Below are 16,315 nucleotides of genomic sequence, written 5' to 3'. Positions count from 1 at the left end.
GGGGCGTTCGCCAGGACTTGAGCCGGACCGGGGCCGGCGGGGGGCCTGGTCAGTCGATCGTGCGCGGCAGCCGCAGGCTCAGTACGCCGGTCAGGGCCACCCCGGCCAGCTGGACCAGGAGAGTCGTCACCAGGGCGTCCCGCATGCCCAGGCCCGGCACCAGAGCGAGGAAGAGGCTGCCCAGCGTGGCCACGCCCAGGGCCAGGGACGCCTGCTGGGTGGTGACCATCACGCCACTGCCCACACCGGCCCGCGCGGGCGGCACCTCGGACAGCACGATCCGGAAGACCACGGGCAGCTGGAGGGCCTGGCCCACTCCGGCGATCGCGCCGCCGGGCAGGAGGGGCAGCAGGCCGAGGTCCGGCCAGGACGAACGGGCCGCCAGGATCATCAGGCCCAGGCCGACCCCCTGGATCAGCGCGCCCGCGGTCACCACCCGGGTGCCGAAGCGGGAGATCAGCCGCGGCCCGGCGATCGACGTGCACAGGAACGTCACCGCGAGCGGGACCAGCGCGAGGCCCGCCTGGACGGGGCTGCGGCCCGCCCCCTCCTGGAGGGCCACCGCGATCACGAACATGAAGCCGGCGAAGCCCATCGAGAAGGGCAGGATCAGCAGCAGGCCGCGGCGCAGGGACACCAGCTCGAACAGGCTCGGCGGCACGAGAGGCGTACGGCCGCCGCGATCCGCCCTGCGCTCCACCGCGAGGAACGCCCCCGCGAGGAACGGGGACGCCGCCAGCGACAGCCACGTCCACAGCGGCCAGCCCGCCGCCCTGCCCTCGGTCAGCGGGGCGAGCAGCGCCAGCAGGGTCGCCGCCAGCAGGACCGTGCCGGGGCCGTCCACCGGCTCCGGGCGCGGGGAGCGGGTCTCTGGGACCGTACGGGCCGCGAGGACCAGGCCGAGCAGGACGACCGGGACGTTCACCAGGAACGCCGCCCGCCAGCTCGTGCCCGCGATGTCGGCCGCCACCAGGACACCGCCGAGGATCTGGCCCGCCACCATGGCGAGGCCGGCCGTGGCGCCGTACAGGCCCATCGCCCGCGCCCGGCGGGACCCGGTGGTCGCCGACTGGATGGTGGCGAGGACCTGCGGCAGCATCGCGGCCGAAGCGGCGCCCTGTGCGACCCGCGCCGCGACCAGCGTCCAGGCGGTGGGCGCGAGCCCGCACGCCAGCGAGGTCACCCCGAACGCCAGCATGCCGCCCAGGAAGAGCCGGCGCCGCCCGAAGAGGTCACCGAGCCGGCCGCCGAGGACGAGGAGGACGGCGTACGCCAACCCGTAACCCGCCACGACGAGTTCGAGGACCGACTCGCTCGCGGAGAGGTCCGCGCCGATGCTGGGCAGGGCGACGTTGACGATGAAGAAGTCGATGAGGGGCAGTGCCGCGGCGAGCAGCACCGTGAACAGTCCGAGGCCGCCCAACTCGGGTGGCGCGGCGGCGCGGACGGGGCGTGGAGTCGTGGTTTCGGTGGTCACGTCACTGAGCCTGCGCCCGGCCGCAGAGGGGTACCAGAGTCTTCTTATCCTGGTAGAAGAACCACCTGGCAACAGGGTCCCGGTGCGGGCAGGCTGGAGGCATGACGACGATGGCCCAGGAGACAGCCGTACCGCCCCTCGCTTCCGCGTCCCTTGCGGTGATCCGGCGCCATGAACTCGCCGCCTTCCTGCGCCACCGCCGCGAGCACATCACCCCCGAGCAGGTCGGCCTGCCCCGCGGCCGCAGGCGCCGCACCCCGGGTCTGCGCCGGGAGGAGGTAGCCCAGCTCTCCGCGGTCGGCGTCACCTGGTACACCTGGCTGGAGCAGGCCCGGGACATCCAGGTCTCCGTGCAGGTCCTGGACGCCCTCGCCCGCGCGCTGATGCTCGACCGGAGCGAGCGCTCGCACCTGTTCCAGCTCGCCGGCGCGGTCGACCCGACACCGGCCCACGCCTGCCCGTCGATCACCCCCGCCATCCAGCAGGTACTCGAACAGCTGGAGCCGGTCCCGGCCTGTGTGCAGAACAGCCGCTACGACATCCTCGCGTACAACCGCACCTACGGCCTGCTGCTGTGCGACCTGGACGCGGTGCCGCCCGAGGACCGCAACTGCATGATCCTCTCCTACACCAACGACGACTGGCGCTCCTCGATCGTCCACCTGCCGGAGGCGCAGCGTCTGATGGCCGCCCGCTTCCGTGCCACCATGGCCGGCCACCTCGCCGAGCCCGGCTGTCAGATGCTCCTGAAGCGGCTGCGCGCCGAGTCCTCGGAGTTCCGCGAGGTCTGGGACCGGCACGAGGTCATCGAACACCGGGGCCGCCGCAAGGAGTTCATGAACAGCTACGTCGGCCACGTCCTGGTCGACCACACCGACCTCTGGCTCGGGCCCGAGGCGGGCCCCCGCATGGTCACCTACGCGCCCGCAGACGACGAGACCCGGCGGAAGCTGGAGAAGCTGCACGCGATCGCCCTGGAGCGGGACCCGCGCGTCCCGGCGTGAGCGAGATCTCAACCGTCCTTCTCCGACCGCGGTGGAGATCGCTCGCGAGGTGCGGGTCGCCGCGGTGTCGGTCCGCTCGACCCTCGCCAGGCGTTCCCAGGTCGGCCGGCGGGACCTCGGCCGCCGCTGCCTCGTCCGCAACACGGTGAGCGGCACCCTGACCCCGGGCGGCATCGGTCGCCGCCCAGCATCCCGACCCCGACGTCCTGTACCTCCCGCTCACCGGCGCACCGCCGCGGTCCTGCGGTACGTCTGTCCGCGCACCAACCCCGCATCCCCACGCGGCGAACCTCGCCGAGGCGCTGCGCGACGCGGAGCGGCCGGTGCTGCGGAGCGCCCGATCGGTTGTCGTCGGTGGGGGTGAGCGTCCGGAGTGCGGGAACTCGGTCGGTCCGGAAGAGAAAACCCCCCACATGCGAGGCGAGCCATGGCCGAGCAGAAGTCGTCGCAGCAGGCAGCAGAATCACGGTCACCGGCACAGGGGCTTCCGCAGCCGCTGCGGGCGGCCGCGTCGGTGCTGGGAAAGGTGCCAGGGGCCGGGACCGTGGGCCGGATGGCCGAGGGAGCGCTGGACCGGGTCGGAGCGGTGTCCCCGCGCGGCCGACGGCTCGCGGTGTACGCCGGGGCCGGGGTGCTCGGCGTCGCGGGCATCGTCGAGTGGCCCGTCGCGGTCACCGGGGCGGCGGTGGCGTGGCTGACCCAGCCGAAGCCGGGGGAGCTGGAGGAGTCCGGCGAGGAGAGCAGGCCCACCCCCCGCGTCCTGGCGTCCACCCACGGCACTCCGAACCACCCGGCGTCAGCGGGACCGTCGGTCCGCACGCCCTCCGACAAACTCCCGCCGCACGAGACGGCGTCACCGTCCGGCCACCGGGGCCCCGGGGGCTCCACCGCGAGCCGTACCCGATCCGGCGACTGAGGACGAACGATGAACCGAGGACTCACGACGGCCGCCGCGGGACTCGTCCTGGCCGGCCCCCGGCTGCTTGCCAGGGGTACGCCCGCCGCGGTCGGCGCGGCAGCCGGAGCGGTGGCCGGAACGGCACGGGCCGGCGTACGCACCGCGGACTTCGCGGCCCGCACCACGCGGGCCGCCCGAGCGGCCCTCCCGGGAGCACCCCCGCACTGGCGGGCGGGCCCCCGCGTCCATGTGCCACTGCGCGCAAAAGCGGCAGGGGAAACGGAAACGGAAACGGAAGCGGACCCGGGGCACGGCGGACACGGAGAACACACCCCCACCGAACACCGCGCCCGCCGCCTCGTCACCGCCCTCGCCGAGCACCCCGACATCGCTCTGGCCTACTGGGACCAGGGCCTCGGGCGACTCGTCGTGACCGCGGTGGAGGGAGTGGCCACGGAGCGGGTCGAGAAGCGGATCGCGGTCCTCGCCGAGCGGTACGGGCTGGTTGCGGACGGCCAGGATGTCGAGGAGCTCGCCCACCCCGGTGACCCCGGCTCCGTGCGCACCGCCGCCCTGGCGCTCGGCGCCGACGCCGTCGGGGCCGCCGCCGCGTTCACCGGGTCCGCGCTGCGGTTGCCCGCCTCCCCGCGGCCGGTGACCGCGGTGGTGATGTTGCTGCGGGAGAACCCTCGCTTCAGGGGCTGGCTGCGACGGCGGCTCGGGAGCGCGCGGGCGGATGTGGCCCTGGCCGCCGTGAACGCCGCCGTGCACGGCGCCGGTCACAGCCCCACCTCCCTGCTGCTCGACGGAACCCTGCGCACCTGCCAGCTGGCCGAGGCCCTCGTCCGGACGGCCGCCTTCGAGTTGGTGCACGACGACCTGTGCGTCCCCGACCGGGACAGCGTGCCCGCCGACCTGACCCTGCGGCCGCCCCCACTCCCCTCGCGCGCCCAGGAGTACGCCGGCCACGCCTCGGCCGGCAGCATCGCGGGCGCCGTCGCCGCGCTCCTGGTCAAGCACGACGTGACCGAGGCCGCGGAGGCCGTCCTCGCGGGCTCTCCCAAGGCCGCGCGTTACGGCCCAGCCGCCTTCCACGCCGTACTGAGCGCGGCCCTGTCCCGTTCCGGCGTCCTGGTGCGCGACCCGGACCGGCTGCGGCAGCTGGAGACCGTCGGCACCGTCCTCCTGCACCCGAGCGCCCTGCGCACCCCGGGCGCGGGCGCCGACGCCTGGGCCGAGCCGGTGCTGGACGCCGCCCGGCGCGCCGGACTGCGGGTCGTCGTCCTGGACGACCCCGCCCTGGCCGACTTCACCGGCCTCGCCGACCAAGTCGTCAGCTCCGAGAGGCCGTTGCGGGACATCGTCGACCAACTCCGCAACGACGGAGACGAGGAGGACGGCGACGACAGTGGAGCCGGCGGTGGCGTGCTCACCATCGCCCGCCCCCAGGACGCCGACACCGTCGCCGGTCTCCTGCGCGGCGACGTGGCCGTCTCCCTCACCGACGGCGGCTGCGCGGTCGCCTGGGGCGCCGACGTCCTCGCACCGCACGGACTGCCCGACGTCTGGCGGCTGCTGACCGCCGTACCGGCGGCCCGCGGGGTCGGCCGCCGCTCCCAGACCCTGGCTCGCTCGGGCGCCGCCCTGTCCGGACTCCTCGTCGCCGTCGGCGAGTCGGGCCGCGGCGGACGCCGTACGGCACTGCCCGGCCTCCGGCACGCACCCGTCGACGCGGCCGCGGCCGCCGCCCTCCTCAGCGGCACCCGCGCCGCCCTCCGGGTGGCCGGCGCGGACCTCCCGCACCCGCGTCCACGGGTGGCCTGGCACGCCCTGCACCCGGACGACGTACGCGACCGGCTGGAACAGCAGGCACCCCCCGAGCCGACGCTCGTCGAGCAGACGACCGCACGGGTCCGCACCGCCGCCGACGCCGTCGTACGACTGCCCGTGCTGGCCCCCGCCAGGTGGTCGGCGCAGCTTGCCCGGGCCGTGCGCGGGGAGCTGGACGACCCGCTCACCCCCGTCCTCGCGGTCGGATCGGCCGCGTCCGCGATCCTCGGATCCGCGATGGACGCCCTGCTGGTGGTCGGCGCCCTCGACCTGAACGCCCTCGTCGGGGGACTCCAGCGGCTGCGCGCCGAGCGGGCCCTGTCCGGGCTGTTCGCCCAGCAGAAGCAGAAGGCCCGGGTCGCGGAGGAGGACGACGCGGAACCGCATGTCGTCGACGCCGCCGAGCTGAGCCCGGGTGACGTCATCGAGCTCACGCTGGACGACGTGGTGCCCGCCGACGCCCGCCTGCTGTGGGAGGACGGCCTGGAGGTCGACGAGTCCGCGCTGACCGGCGAGTCCCTCCCGGTGGGCAAGCGCACCGACCCGAGCCCGCGCGCCCCCGTCGCCGAACGGCACTGCATGGTCTTCGAGGGGACGACCGTGGTGGCCGGGAACGCCCGCGCGGTCGTCGTGGACACCGGCGACCGCACCGAGGCCGCCCGCGCCGTCGCGCTCGCCGCCCGTAACCCGGCCGCCGCCGGAGTCCAGGCCCGGCTCCAGGAACTCACCCGCAAGGCAATGCCGTTGACGATGGCGGGCGGCGCCGCGGTCACCGGACTCGCCCTGGTACGCGGCACGCCCCTGCGCCAGGCGGTCAGCGGCGGGGTCGCGGTCGCGGTCGCCGCCGTACCGGAAGGGCTGCCGCTGGTGGCCACGGTCGCGCAGCTGGCGGCCGCCCGCCGGCTCAGCGCGCACGGCGTGCTGGTCCGCGCCCCGCGCACCCTGGAAGCCCTGGGCCGCATGGACACCATCTGCTTCGACAAGACCGGCACCCTCACCGAGAACCGGCTGCGCCTGGTCCGGGTCACCGACGCGCACGGCACGGTCCACACCCTCGACGAGCCCGACGCGGACGGCCCGCTGCGGATCGCGGCCCGCGCCTGCCCGCAGCTCGACGGCGACTCCGGGCAGCGCCCGGCCCACGCCACCGACGAGGCCGTCCTGGACGCGGCCGCCCCCGACGAGGAGTGGACCCAGCTGGAGGGCCTGCCCTTCGAGGCCGGCCGCGGCTACGCCGCCGCCGTCGGACAGGCCGGCGACGACTCCCCGGTCCTGGTGCTCAAGGGCGCCCCGGAGACCGTCCTGCCCGCCTGCGCCGACCTCCCCGCCGAGGCATCCGAGCGGGCCCACTCCCTGGCGGCGGACGGCCTGCGCGTCCTCGCGGTGGCCCGGCGTCCGCTCGACGGCGACGAGCAGGCCGTACTCGAAGAGCCGTTGCGGGACCTGGAGTTCGTGGGTCTGCTGGCCCTCGCCGACGTGGCCCGGGAGACCTCCCCGGACCTGGTTCGCGGACTGCGCGAGGCGGGCGTACGGCCTGTCGTGCTGACCGGCGACCACCCGCAGACCGCCCACGCCATCGCCACCGACCTCGGCTGGCCCGAGGACGCCACGGTCGTCACCGGCGACGAACTGGCCGCCGCCGACCGTTCGGCCCGCTCCCGGATGCTGCGCGACGCCGATGTCGTGGCCCGGGTCGCGCCTGAGCAGAAACTCCAGGTCGTCGAGGCCCTCCGGGACGCGGGCCGGGTCGTCGGCATGGTCGGTGACGGCGCCAACGACGCGGCCGCGATCCGTGCGGCCGACATCGGCGTCGGCATCAGCGCCCGCGGCTCGGCCGCCGCCCGCAACGCCGCGGACCTGGTCCTCACCGGGGACGACCTCACCGTCCTCATCGAGGCCGTCCGCGAGGGCCACGCCCTGTGGCACAGCGTCGCCGACGCCATCGCCATCCTGATCGGCGGCAACGCCGGTGAGGTGGGCTTCGGCATCCTCGGCACCCTCCTGTCGGGCGCCGCGCCCCTGTCCACCCGCCAGATGCTCCTGGTGAACCTCTTCACCGACCTGTTCCCGGCGATGGCCGTGGCGGTGACGCCGACGGAGAAACCCACGGAGGACGAGCCCTCGGTCGACACGGTCCTGGGCACCGCCCTGACCCAGCAGATCCGCGACCGCGCCCTCACCACCTGCCTGGGTGCCACGGTGGCCTGGCTCATCGGCCGCTTCACCCCGGGCACGGCCCGCCGCTCGACGACGATGGCGCTGTGCGCGGTGGTCGGCACACAGCTGGCCCAGACCCTGGCGGACCGCCGGGACAGCCCGCTGGTCCGCTTCACGTCCCTGGGTTCGGCGGTGGCGTTGATCGCCCTAGTGGAGACGCCAGGAGTAAGCCAACTCTTCGGCTGCACGCCGCTGGGCCCGTTGGCGTGGGCGGGGGTGGCGGCGGCGATAGCACTGGCGCTGGCGGGTCAGCGCTCTCTCCCCGTACTGGAGCGAAGGGTGCTGTCTCGACTCTGGTGAGGTGTAACTACTCTGTGCGGCTACCGCCGCGTGGGCGCGACCAGCCCCCACCGGTGGGAGGCCGCGGAACGACGCGCTGCCCCTCCCCCCGCAGCGAACGGTGCCGACTCGACCCAGGTGAGCCCCACCCTCAGGGGCGCGGGGAACGGCGCGACCAGCCCCCACCGGTGGGAGGCCGCGGAACGACGCGCTGCCCCTCCCCCCCGCAGCGAACGGTGCCGACTCGACCCAGATGAACCCCACCCCCAGGGGCGCGGGGAACGGCGCGACCAGCCCCCACCGGCGGGAGGCCGCAGAACCACGCGCTGACCCTCGACCGGCGACCGGCCGGAGGCCTACGCGCTGACCCCCGCCGCCTCGCGAACCTCCACCGACTCCAGCCGCTCGGCCGTACGCTCAGCGGAACGCCGGGCCCACGGCCCGGTGGTCACCGCCCCGAGCACCAGCACGGCGAGCCCGCACCCGGCAAGAATCCACCACCCCGGCACTGCGGCGGACACGAACGTCTCCTTGTACGACGACGCCCCCACCCCCGAGGCCAGCACCGCCCCGACCACCGCGACCCCGAGCGTCTGCCCCAGCTGACGGCTCGTGGAGGCGACGGCCGCCGCGACCCCGGCCTGGGCGCGCGGCATCCCCGACACCGCCGTGTTGGTGATCGGCGCGTTCACCAGCCCGAACCCGATCCCGAACAGCACATAGCCGAGGAACAGCGTCACGTTCGACGTCTCCGCGTCGAACGCGGCGAACAGCACCCCACTGGCGGTGATCATGACTCCGGCGGCGACCAACGGCAGCCTCGGCCCCCGGCTCCCCACCAGCCGCCCGGCGAGGGGCGCGCACAGGAACATCGGCACCGCCATCGGTAGCATCCACAGGCCCGCGTGCAGCGCGTCCAGCCCGCGCACGTTCTGGAGGTACAGCGTCGACAGGAACAGGAACCCGCCAAGACCCGCGAACGCGCTGATCGCGATCACCGTCGCCCCGCTGAACGGCGCGGACCGGAAGAACCGCAGGTCGATGAGGGGCTCGTCACGCCGGGGCTCGTACCAGAGGAGTCCCGCCAGCGCGACGACGGTCACCACGGCGAAGGGCAGGACGTACGAGAAGCCCGAGGCCGGCGCCTCGATGATCGCGTACGTGAGCGAGCCGAACAGCGCGATCACCAGGAGCTGCCCGACCGGGTCGGGGCGGCGGGCCTTGGGCGCCCGGGACTCGGGCACGTACCGCAGGGTGAGCAGCAGGGCCGCGAGCCCCACCGGCAGGTTGACCCAGAAGATCGAGCGCCAGCCGACCGAGTCCACGAGCACCCCGCCGACCAGCGGTCCCGCGGCCATGGAGATGCCGACGACCGCGCCCCACACCCCGATCGCCCGGGCCCGCTCGCGCGGGTCGGTGAAGGTGTTGGTGATGATCGACATGGCGACCGGGTTGAGCATCGAACCACCGACCGCCTGCACCATCCGGAACGCGATCAGCGCCTCCAGGTTCGGTGCGGCGGAGCACAGCGCCGAGCCGATCGTGAAGACGATCAAGCCCGCCATGAAGACGCGCTTGCGGCCGATCCGGTCGGCCGTGGAGCCGGCCAGCATCAGCAGCGAGGCGAGGACCAGGGTGTACGCGTCGATCGTCCACTGCAGGCCGGCCGTGCTCGCGTCCAGGCCCCGCTGCATGGCGGGCAGGGCGACGTTGAGGGCGGTGGTGTCGAGGCTCACGATCAGGAGGCTCATACAGCAGATCGCGAGCACCAGCATGCGTCGGCGATGACTGAGCTCGGGCATGCGTTTCATCGTACGCCGATTTCGATAGTGTGTCTAACTAATGGTTGCTACATGATCGATGCACGGGTACCCCGAGCCGTACGTGACAATGGGGGAATGTCCACGACCGCGCTCACCGAGAACACGCCCCTGCGAATCGGCCCGCACACCGTGCAGCCGCCGGTCGTCCTGGCTCCCATGGCCGGGATCACCAACGCGCCCTTCCGTACCCTGTGCAGGGAGTTCAGCGGGGGCAAGGGGCTGTTCGTCAGCGAGATGATCACGACCCGGGCGCTGGTCGAGCGCAACGAGAAGACCATGCAGCTGATCCACTTCGACGAGAGCGAGAAGCCTCGTTCGATCCAGCTGTACGGCGTCGACCCCGCCACCGTCGGCAAGGCCGTCCGCATGATCGCGGAAGAGGATCTCGCCGACCACATCGACCTGAACTTCGGGTGCCCGGTGCCGAAGGTGACGCGGAAGGGCGGCGGGTCCGCGCTGCCCTTCAAGCGCCCGCTGCTCCGGGCGATCCTGCGCGAGGCCGTGAGCGGGGCGGGGGACCTGCCGGTCACGATGAAGATGCGCAAGGGGATCGACGACGATCACATCACGTACCTGGACGCGGGGCGGATCGCGGTCGAGGAGGGTGTCACCTCCATCGCGCTGCACGGTCGTACGGCCGCCCAGCACTACGGCGGCACGGCGGACTGGGACGCCATCGCGCGGCTCAAGGAGCATGTGCCGGAGATCCCCGTGCTCGGCAACGGCGACATCTGGTCGGCGGAGGACGCCCTGCGGATGGTGCGGGAGACCGGGTGCGACGGGGTCGTCGTCGGGCGGGGCTGTCTGGGGCGGCCGTGGCTGTTCGCGGATCTGGTGGCGGCGTTCGAGGGGCGTACGCAGGACATCGCCCGGCCTTCGTTGCACGAGGTGGCCGATGTCATGGTCCGGCACGCCACGTTGCTGGGGGAGTGGATCGGGGACGAGTCCCGCGGGGTGATCGACTTCCGCAAGCACGTGGCCTGGTATCTGAAGGGCTTCGCCGTCGGCAGCGAGATGCGCAAGCGGCTCGCGATCACGTCGTCGCTGTCGGAACTCCGGTCCGGCCTGGACGAGTTGGACCTGGACCAGCCCTGGCCGGCGGGAGCGGACGGTCCGCGGGGCCGTACGTCCGGCAACAACCGGGTGGTGCTGCCGGACGGCTGGCTCAAGGACCCGTACGACTGCGCGGGCGTCGGGGAGGACGCGGAGCTGGACACGTCGGGGGGCTGACGGCGGTCGTTCGCCTGCGGGCCGCTGGGGGCTGGTCGCGCAGTTCCCCGCGCCCCCGGTTGGTGGTCAACGGTCCATCGTGACGCGGGTGACTGCAACCCACCCAGGGGCGCGGGGAACTGCGCGACCAGCCACAACGCACCCGCACCCGCCCGACAACCCGTCCCGGCACCCCCGTAGGCACCCTGCCCAAGCCCAGCGCAGCGCTACCCCTTTGACGGATGCGGAGTCGACCCGTACGCCGTCAGGAAGCGGTCCCGGAAGGAGCTCATCTTCCAGACCGGGGCGTTGTGCGCCGGCTTCAGACCGTCCGTCCAGTTCCAGGACGCGATCTTGTCGAGGACCTTCGGGTCCTTGGCGACGATCGAGATCGGCACGTCACGGCTGGCGTGCTCACCGCTGACCCGGGCGATCGGCTGGTGGTCGCCGAGGAAGACGAGGACCGTGTCGTCGTTGCCGTAGCGCTCCAGCCACTGGGTCAGTGACGTCACCGAGTACGAGATGGACTTGCCGTACTCCTGCTTGGAGCGGGTGGGGTCGGCGATGATGTCGGAGGCCTTGTTGCCCGCCTTCTGGATGTCCTTGAAGATCGAGCCGTCGCCCAGGTCGTTCCAGTCGACCATCTTCGGGATCGGCGCCCAGGGCTGGTGGCTGGAGGTCAGGATGATCTCGGACATCAGCGGCTTGTCGCGCTTCTTGCCGTGGATCTGACGCTGGTAGGCCTCGAGGGCGTACTGGTCGGGCATCGTCGACCAGCTGAACTTGGGCCCCTGGTAGCCGAGCTGGAAGGCGTTGTAGACCTTGTCGAGGCCGTAGTACGTCTGTTCCGGCCAGCCCTTCTGGATGCCGGGCATCACCCCGACCGTGTCCCAGTCGCCGGTCTTCTTGAAGGCCTTGGTGAGGCTGAGGTGGTCGCTGGCCATGACGGTCCGGTAGCGCTGCTGGTTGTCGATCCACAGGCCGGAAAGGGTCGTCGAGTGGCCGAGCCAGCTGCTGCCGCCGTACGTCGCCGAGGTCAGCCAGCCGCTCTTCGCGTGGAAGCCGGCCTTCGCGAGGGCCGCGGTGCTGGTGTCGAGGGTCTTGTCGACGCCGGGCGCGATGCCCGGGTCCTCGACGGCGCTGCGGCCGTAGCTCTCGATGAAGGTGAAGATCATGTCCTTGCCGCGCAGGTCGGGCACCAGCTGGGCGCCCGGGGTGTTCCCGAAGGCGTCGACCTTGGCCACCTTCTCGAAGGACGCCTCGTCCCGCACGGTCTGCACCACCTGCTTGGCCTGGATCGCGGTGAGCGCGGCGGTGTGATCGGAGGCCAGCGGGATGCCGAGGATCTGGAGACCGAGCGCGGAGCAGGTGACCCAGACGGTGGCGGCGAGGAGGGTCCCCCGGGTCGCGGTCCGCCGGTCCAGGACGAGCAGACCGCTCAGCCGGACCATCGCCAGCGTCATGACGGCCACCAGCAGGAGCACGAGGACGACCGCGCCGACCGCGGCTCCGACCGCCGCGGCCCCGCCCATCGAGTCCGCGATGTACGACTGCGCGTCGTCGAGCAACTCCCAGTCCAGGACGGGGTTGAAGGGCCGCCCGAGATAGTCGTTGAACCCCATGTCGAGCAGGTTCAGGATCGTCATCACCCCGAGCCCAGCACCGGACAGCGCGGCCACCACCAGCCGCGGCCGACGCGGCAGCGCGAGCATCACGGCCGCCCCGATGATTGCCTCCGCCGGAATCCGCACGAACGCCCGTAGGTGCAGATAGGCCACCTTGTTCGGCAGGAGCAGGGCCCCGAGGACGAGCAGGGCGGCGAGGATGTTCAGGGCCCACCGAGTGTTGCGTACGGCGGTGGGGTGCGTGTCCCGCCAGGACGGCTTCCCGGCCGGCGGGCTGTCCGCACCCGCCGCCCCGGCCTCGGGCGATGTGCTCTCTGCAAGGGTCTCGGACACCCGAGGGTCCTTCCATACGGTCCTGGTGGAAGGCGGATCCGATATGGGGTCTCGGATCCGCCACAGTCCCGTACGGAGGGCTCAGCCCGTCAGTTCACCTTCCAGGGCAAACACCGCCCCAACGCTTGGTCAACGGTGAGGTGCCTCGATCAGGCGCCCCCGACCGCCGTCAGCAACGCGAGCGGCGCGGCGGCGGACCGTGCCTCCCGCACACACGCGTGCGGATAGGGCACCGGCTCGCCGTGGGACTCCCGCCCGTACCCCGCCAGCACCTCCGGCAGCCGGTGCCCGGTGGCCGTCGCCGCGTCCACCAGCCCGTGCGCCACCGCCCGCGCCTCGTCGTGCAGGCCGTACCGGGCAAGACCCAGTGTGATCAGCGCGTTGTCGTGCGGCCACACCGATCCCCGGTGATACGACAGCGGGTGGTACGCCCCTTGTCCCGCCGCCAGGGTCCGCACCCCCCACCCGGAGAAGAAGTCCGGCTCCAGCAGGCGCCGCCCCACCAGCTCCCCGTACTCCTTGTCGAGCAGCCCGGACCACAGCAGATGCCCGGCGTCGGAGGCCAGCGCGTCGACCTGCCGGCCCTCTCCGTCGAGCGCGAGCGCGGGGAAGGCGCGGTCCGGCATCCAGAAGTCCCGCTGGAACCGGTCCCGCAGATCCGCCGCGGCCTGTTCGAGGAGTGCCGCGTAGGTCTCGTCCTCCCACGCCGTGCGCGCGACCCACGCGGTCCTGCGCAGCGCGTCGTACGCGTAGCCCTGGGCGCCCGCCGCCGTCACCGGCCCGCTCGCGCGCGTCCCGTCGGCGCCGCAGATCGCGCCGGGGGAGTCCTTCCAGTTCTGGTTGGCGAGGCCGCCCTGGTCGGCGCGGTAGACGAGGTAGCCGCGCGAGGTGAGGCCGCCGTGGTCGAGCATCCAGCCGATCGCGGCCCGGGCGTGGGACTCCAGACGTCGGGCGAGCGCGACGTCCCCGGTGTGTTCCACGTACGCGCCGAGCAGGACGAGGAACAGCGGGGTCGCGTCGACCGAGCCGTAGTAGCGGCCGTAGGGCACCTGCTCGAAGTGCGCGAGCTCCCCCTGCCGTACCTCGTGCACGATCTTGCCGGGCTGGGAGACGGAGGCCGCGCCGGTCTCGGTGGCCTGGGTGGCGGCGAGCGCGGGAAGGGTCGCGGCGGCCAGCTGGGGGCGGTAGGGGAGGGCGAAGAGCGAGGTCAGGAGGGCGTCCCGGCCGAGAAGGGTCAGGAACCAGGGGGCTCCGGCCGCCGGTACGCGCAGTTCCTCCCCGTCCGGCCCGGTCGCCGGGACCTGGAGCGAGGCGAGGTCGGCGAGCCCGCGGGCGCAGGCGGCCGCCAGCTCCGGCCAACCCGTGGGGAAGGCGACGCCCTCCACGAACTCGCCCTCCAGCGCCAGGAGTTGGCGGTTCAGGGCGGCGGGAGAGCTCGGTACCCGGCGGGCCCGCCTGTCGCCGTGCGGGCGGGCCATCACCCGCAGGATCAGCTCGGCCGTGCCGTGCGGTTCCAGGTCGAGCGTCCAGACCAGGCGCCGTGCTCCGGTGCCCGTCTCCTCGACGCCGTCCGGGGCGGGGTCGGCCGTCACCGTCGTACGGGACCGCCACTCGCGGCGCTGGTAGCCGAACTCCACGCCGTCCTCGCGGACCTCGCGGGAGCGGGTGGCGCCGGTCTTGGTGTAGGTGCGGTGGTCGGAGCGGAGTTCGAACTGGTCGGCGAAGTCGGCGTCCGCGGTGACCGCGAGCCGGACCGTGGTCGGCACCGGGCGGTTGCTGGTGACCCGGAGGGACTCGACGAACGAGCCGTCCCCCACCGCCTGCTCACGGAAGAGGGTGCAGGCGGGCGGCTCCTGCCGGCCCCCGCGCGGGACGAGGACGCAGCGCGCGGTGTCCCCGTCGGCCACCGGCGACAGTGCTTCGGGCACCGCGCCGTCGACCGTGAGCTGCCAGCGGCTCAGATGCCGGGCGTCGCGTACGAACAGTCCGTCCGGGGAGCTGCCGCCGCCCCGGACCCCGCTGATGTCCCCGCCGTCCCCCACGGCGGCGAACGTCTCGCCGTGCACGAGCAGATGATGCCGGTCCGTCATCGCCGGGTCCCTCCCTTGAGTGCCATGTCCGCCGTGCCTGTGGTGTCGTTCGTGACCGTGATGTCGCTGTGCAGCAGGTCGAGCGCGAGCGCGGCGGTCCAGCTGAAACCGGCCGCCCCGCAGGCCTCGTCGGTGTACGGGTCGACGTACTCCGCGAAGTCGGTGGCCTCGGCCAGTTCGAGGACCGACTCGCGCAGCGCGTCGGCCCGTCGGTGCGCGCCGTGGGTGCGCAGCCCTCGCTCCAGCAGCCAGGCGGTGTTGAACCAGGCCGGGCCGCGCCAGTAGCGGTGCGGGTCGAAGGCCTCGCCGAGGAGGTCGTGGCTCGGGGGGAGGCGGGTGGTGGTGCCGAGCCCGAAGTGCGGGCCGGAGAGGGTACGCACCAGCGTCGAGGCGATGCCCCGCGGGAGGTCGGGGAGCAGCAGGGGGACCAGGCCGGACACACCACGCTCGGGGATCAGGGTGCCGCGCCCGTCCGCGGCGGGGGCCCTGAGGTCCCGGCACAGGAACATCCCGCTCGCCGGATCCCACAGCCGCTCCACCAGCGCCGCCGTGAGCCGCTCCGCGCGCGCGTGCCGGGCCGTGCCGGGCGCTCCGAGCTCGGCGGCGATCCGGGCGAGTGCGTGCTCGGAGGCGATGAGCAGGGCGTTGAAGGCGGGGTCCTCGACGGCGAACCCGCCCGCGCCGACACCACGGCCCCCGCCCGGCCCGTCCCTGTACCCGCCGTCCCGGTAGTCCGTCGCCAGCCGTACGTACCGTCCGTAGTCCAGGTCCGTCGGCCGGTCCTCGGCGGCTCCGTGGTCGAGGTCGGCGCGGCGGAAGGAGCGGGCCGGGGCCGGGGTGACGCGGGAGAGCGGGAGGTCCCAGGCGGGGCTGTTGTCCATACCCTGTTCCCAGGGGTGCACGACGGACGCCAGGCCGCCGCCGCCCAGGTCCCGGCGGTGCAGGAGATAGCGGTGCCAGGCGGCCAGACGGGGGTACACCCGGGCGAGGAAGCCGCGCGCCCGGGACAGGCCGGGGTCGGCGCGGTGGACCAGCCACGCTGCCAGGGCGTGGACCGGTGGCTGCACGATGCCGGACGTCTGTACGGTGCGCGGGGCGCCCGCGCCGTGCCCCGCGGTCGAGGAGCGCCAGAAGTCGGGGCTCGGGAAGTACGCGTCGAGCGGTACGGAGGGGTTGAAGACGATGTGCGGGACGCGTCCGTCGCCCCACTGGGCCGACAGCAGGGTCTCCAGCTCCGTCTGCGCCCGCAGCGGGGAGAGGTGGCGCAGGCCGATCGCGATGAACGCGGAGTCCCAGGACCACTGGTGCGGGTACAGACCGCGTGAGGGCACCGTGGAGGCGCCGGTCCAGTTGCCCTCCAGCACCCTCGCCGCCCTGACGTGCAGGGAATGTGACGAACCCGGCGGATCGTATGCGATCGAACGCTCCGCGGAAGGGGTGATGAGCTGGGCAGTGCGATCCACTCGGGGCTCCCCGAAAGACGTATGGCTGACCGGTTCGGTCAGGGCTACCGTAGGGTTACGTCTATTT

9 protein-coding genes are annotated in these 16,315 nt (G+C 73.4%); 4 read left to right on the top strand and 5 right to left on the bottom strand.

What is annotated here, in order from left to right; all coding sequences use genetic code 11:
- Nucleotides 1-49: 49 nt before the first annotated feature.
- Nucleotides 50-1,477, bottom strand: coding sequence for an MFS transporter (locus ABZT93_RS22835; protein ID WP_356107206.1), 1,428 nt, complete (start codon nt 1,475-1,477; stop codon nt 50-52).
- Between the two features lie 101 nt (nt 1,478-1,578).
- Here ABZT93_RS22835 and ABZT93_RS22830 point away from each other — a divergent pair, with 101 nt between their 5' ends.
- The 3 genes from ABZT93_RS22830 to ABZT93_RS22820 all read left to right on the top strand — a co-directional run bounded on the left by ABZT93_RS22830 (nt 1,579) and on the right by ABZT93_RS22820 (nt 7,726).
- On the top strand, nt 1,579-2,481 hold the full coding sequence (locus ABZT93_RS22830; protein ID WP_356107203.1) for a helix-turn-helix transcriptional regulator: 903 nt from the start codon (nt 1,579-1,581) through the stop codon (nt 2,479-2,481).
- Nucleotides 2,482-2,908: 427 nt separating this feature from the next.
- On the top strand, nt 2,909-3,397 hold the full coding sequence (locus ABZT93_RS22825) for a hypothetical protein (protein ID WP_356107200.1): 489 nt from the start codon (nt 2,909-2,911) through the stop codon (nt 3,395-3,397).
- Nucleotides 3,398-3,406: 9 nt separating this feature from the next.
- The gene (locus ABZT93_RS22820) at nt 3,407-7,726 is read left to right on the top strand and encodes a cation-translocating P-type ATPase (RefSeq protein WP_356107197.1); all 4,320 of its coding nucleotides are present in this window, start codon (nt 3,407-3,409) and stop codon (nt 7,724-7,726) included.
- A gap of 335 nt (nt 7,727-8,061) precedes the next feature.
- Here the strand turns inward: ABZT93_RS22820 and ABZT93_RS22815 are convergent, their stop codons facing one another.
- Nucleotides 8,062-9,507 carry an MFS transporter gene (locus ABZT93_RS22815; RefSeq protein ID WP_356107194.1) on the bottom strand — a complete coding sequence of 482 codons (1,446 nt, stop codon included), beginning with the start codon at nt 9,505-9,507 and terminating at the stop codon, nt 8,062-8,064.
- Between the two features lie 96 nt (nt 9,508-9,603).
- Here ABZT93_RS22815 and dusB point away from each other — a divergent pair, with 96 nt between their 5' ends.
- Entirely contained in the window at nt 9,604-10,758 is a 1,155-nt protein-coding gene (dusB, locus tag ABZT93_RS22810) for a tRNA dihydrouridine synthase DusB (protein WP_356107191.1), read from the top strand.
- A gap of 206 nt (nt 10,759-10,964) precedes the next feature.
- On the opposite strand, the gene ABZT93_RS22805 is transcribed toward dusB, so the two are convergent.
- The 3 genes from ABZT93_RS22805 to ABZT93_RS22795 all read right to left on the bottom strand — a co-directional run bounded on the left by ABZT93_RS22805 (nt 10,965) and on the right by ABZT93_RS22795 (nt 16,248).
- Nucleotides 10,965-12,695, bottom strand: coding sequence for a CDP-alcohol phosphatidyltransferase (locus tag ABZT93_RS22805; protein WP_356107188.1), 1,731 nt, complete (start codon nt 12,693-12,695; stop codon nt 10,965-10,967).
- Nucleotides 12,696-12,844: 149 nt separating this feature from the next.
- Nucleotides 12,845-14,785: a glycogen debranching N-terminal domain-containing protein gene (locus ABZT93_RS22800; protein ID WP_356107185.1), complete on the bottom strand. Its 1,941-nt coding sequence runs from the start codon at nt 14,783-14,785 to the stop codon at nt 12,845-12,847.
- A complete protein-coding gene (locus ABZT93_RS22795; protein WP_356107182.1) occupies nt 14,782-16,248 on the bottom strand; it encodes a hypothetical protein in 1,467 nt (488 codons plus the stop codon). Before ABZT93_RS22795 ends, ABZT93_RS22800 begins: the two co-directional genes overlap by 4 nt.
- Between the last annotated feature and the right edge of the window lie 67 nt (nt 16,249-16,315).

This window comes from Streptomyces sp. NPDC005303 (assembly GCF_040607335.1).
GTDB lineage: Bacteria > Actinomycetota > Actinomycetes > Streptomycetales > Streptomycetaceae > Streptomyces.
Note: the sequence above shows the minus strand (reverse complement) of the source record. Positions and strands in the feature narration are given on the sequence as shown.

Excerpts from the sequence above, each read along its gene's own strand:
- ABZT93_RS22820 (WP_356107197.1), top strand. The coding sequence starts at position 3,407 with ATGAACCGAGGACTCACGACGGCCGCCGCGGGACTCGTCCTGGCCGGC.
- ABZT93_RS22825 (WP_356107200.1), top strand. The coding sequence starts at position 2,909 with ATGGCCGAGCAGAAGTCGTCGCAGCAGGCAGCAGAATCACGGTCACCG.
- ABZT93_RS22800 (WP_356107185.1), bottom strand. The coding sequence starts at position 14,785 with ATGACGGACCGGCATCATCTGCTCGTGCACGGCGAGACGTTCGCCGCC.
- dusB (WP_356107191.1), top strand. The coding sequence starts at position 9,604 with ATGTCCACGACCGCGCTCACCGAGAACACGCCCCTGCGAATCGGCCCG.
- ABZT93_RS22830 (WP_356107203.1), top strand. The coding sequence starts at position 1,579 with ATGACGACGATGGCCCAGGAGACAGCCGTACCGCCCCTCGCTTCCGCG.
- ABZT93_RS22815 (WP_356107194.1), bottom strand. The coding sequence starts at position 9,507 with ATGCCCGAGCTCAGTCATCGCCGACGCATGCTGGTGCTCGCGATCTGC.